The sequence below is a fragment of the Synechocystis sp. LEGE 06083 genome, from assembly GCF_015207725.1.
GTDB classification, from domain to species: domain Bacteria; phylum Cyanobacteriota; class Cyanobacteriia; order Cyanobacteriales; family Microcystaceae; genus Synechocystis; species Synechocystis salina.
In genome coordinates, this window is record NZ_JADEWJ010000402.1 from 1 (window position 1) to 2,255 (window position 2,255).

Consider the following 2,255-nt stretch of genomic DNA (forward strand, 5'->3'; position numbering starts at 1 on the left):
CCTGTGGTTTCTGCTCCGGCTCCCTCCCCTGAAGTTGCGGCCCCATCCCCGGCGGATCAGAAGTGGACGGCGATCGTTTCCCCCATGGTGGGCACTTTTTACCGGGCCCCAGCCCCCGATGAGCCGCCCTTCGTGGAAGTGGGAGATGCAGTCAGCAAAGGCCAGGGGGTCTGCATCATTGAAGCAATGAAATTAATGAATGAAATTGAAGCGGAAGTGGCGGGGCAGGTAATGGAAATTGTGGTGGAAAATGGGGAGCCGGTGGAATACGGTCAAACTCTGATGTGGATTAAGCCCTAACGTGGTTGGCCAGTTTGTCCGGCGCTTTGGGGTCATTTGGGTGCTTCCAACTCAGTGAGTTATCATAGAAGGCGATCGCCACAGCGGCCCTGATCCTCTCCGGTTGTGCCGACTTTCCTAACAATGACCAGCGTCCCCATTGCCCGTTCTCCCCGCAACAGTTATCAGCAAATAAATCAGCACCAGCCCAGTGATAGTGCCCTAGGGTTAGTTTCAACTAGAAGTTTTCCGGCGATCGTGGGGACGGCGGACATGATGCTGAAATCCTCCCAAGTGACCCTGGTGGGCTACGAAAAAATTGGCAGTGGCTACTGTACTGCAGTGGTGCGGGGCAAGGTGGCCGATGTGCGCCTAGCAGTGGAAGAAGGGGCTAGAACAGCAGAACAGTTTGGCCAGTTGGTATCAAAATTGGTCATTCCCCGACCGATGCCTAACCTACAGGCGGTGTTCCCCATTGGCAGTCATCTGGTGGAACTTGCCCAACAGCAACGGGGTTACAGCCGTTTGAGCAATCGCTCCATTGGTTTATTGGAAACTAGAGGTTTCCCGGCCATGGTAGGGGCCGCCGATGCCATGCTCAAGTCCGCCGATGTGCAACTAGCTTCCTACGAAATTATTGGGGATGGCCTTTGTACCGCCATTGTGCGGGGAACGGTGGCCAATGTGGCCATGGCGATCGAGGTGGGCATGCAAGAAGCGGAACGTATTGGCGAACTCCATGCAGTGATGATTATCCCTCGATTATTAGAAGATTTAGAACACACCTTGCCAGTAGCCACCTATTGGTTGGACGAAAACGAACCGCTACCGATGTTGTTGCCCAATCAAGTCCGGGAAAAACAACGGCAATTGGTGGCCCTACCGGAATTAGAAAAGGCCGTAGTGCCCCAACGCCAAGCGGAACCATTACCTATACAAGAAAAAATAGAAGCCCCTTTAATTCTAGAAAAAGAGGCGGAAAAACCCATAGTGGAAGTGCTAGATCCAGAAATTGATTAGTCGGGCATTCTCCCCAACCTGAAATGGAGGATCAACTATGGGTACAAAATACCAAATGCAAGCTGATTTTGGGAGAATGAGTACATTTTCTTGTTACAGCAAACTCCGAATCAATTTGATACACACATGACAGCTGTAACGCTTATTCTGTAGGGAATTTACTGCGTCCCTCAGATGTCCCAACCGCTTTATTTACCGTTTACACATTTTAAATTATTTTTTGATCCTAGATGTTTATCAAAGTTATAAGTTGATTTTTTGGCGGAAATTTCCTAACGTCAAATAACGGGAAATATCTTATAATAAATCATAACAAAGATAGTCAAGATATTGGTTGCATAGTTAAACAAAAGAGGCCACATATTAGCATCAGTCCTCCTCTGTTCGTAAAGAATAAACACCAGCGTGAGTACTTCCCCCACAAACCACGAGCCCAAAAATAAGGGAGAAAGACCGTTAGCATTACCATTAAGCCAGCATTCGTAAGCCTGGGGGATACCGCAAACTGCCAGCAGGAAAGCCCCAATCCATCCTATCGCCCTGAGATTTCGATCCGTTGGTTCTTGTTGCATCGATACTAATTTAACAATGTGGAGAGATTATCTGAATTTGTCCAGATTTTATTTATCCTAAGGGTAAATTAAGCTTGTTATTGAGCCATTCCTTAACTACTTTCTCAGATTGTTTTAAGTCATGGCAAATTATCCTCATTTTTCTGCTTTAGAGTTAATAAATTTCCCCTAGTTTTTCGTCCTGGCCTAAATTAAGTCGTTGGGCATTAGCCACTTCTCCACAACGGCGGGGAGTGGGAAAAAGCTTGCCGGGATTAGCCAAATTGTTGGGATTAAAGCATTGCCGTACCCATTGCATAGTTTCTAAGTCTACTTCGTTGAACATATTGGGCATAAAGCAATTTTTATCCATGCCAATGCCATGTTCCCCGGATAAACTTCCCC

Annotated in this window: 4 protein-coding genes; 2 read left to right on the forward strand and 2 right to left on the reverse strand. The window is 47.4% G+C overall.

Annotated features, from left to right (window positions below; all coding sequences use genetic code 11):
• Window positions 1–300: acetyl-CoA carboxylase biotin carboxyl carrier protein (accB, locus tag IQ219_RS19110; protein ID WP_194073663.1), on the forward strand; the 300-nt coding region annotated here is incomplete at its 5' end.
• 105 nt (window positions 301–405) lie between these two features.
• Entirely contained in the window at window positions 406–1,299 is an 894-nt protein-coding gene (locus IQ219_RS19115; protein WP_194020358.1) for a carbon dioxide-concentrating mechanism protein, read from the forward strand.
• Between the two features lie 278 nt (window positions 1,300–1,577).
• On the opposite strand, the gene IQ219_RS19120 is transcribed toward IQ219_RS19115, so the two are convergent.
• Window positions 1,578–1,871 (reverse strand): PQ-loop repeat-containing protein, encoded by a 294-nt coding sequence (locus tag IQ219_RS19120; RefSeq protein ID WP_194020357.1) that lies wholly within the window; start codon window positions 1,869–1,871, stop codon window positions 1,578–1,580.
• Between the two features lie 154 nt (window positions 1,872–2,025).
• The coding region (locus IQ219_RS19125) for an FAD-linked oxidase C-terminal domain-containing protein (RefSeq protein ID WP_304650699.1) at window positions 2,026–2,255 on the reverse strand (230 nt) is incomplete at its 5' end.

Coding starts and splice junctions, on each gene's coding strand:
- IQ219_RS19120 (WP_194020357.1), bottom strand. CDS start 1,871: ATGCAACAAGAACCAACGGATCGAAATCTCAGGGCGATAGGATGGATT.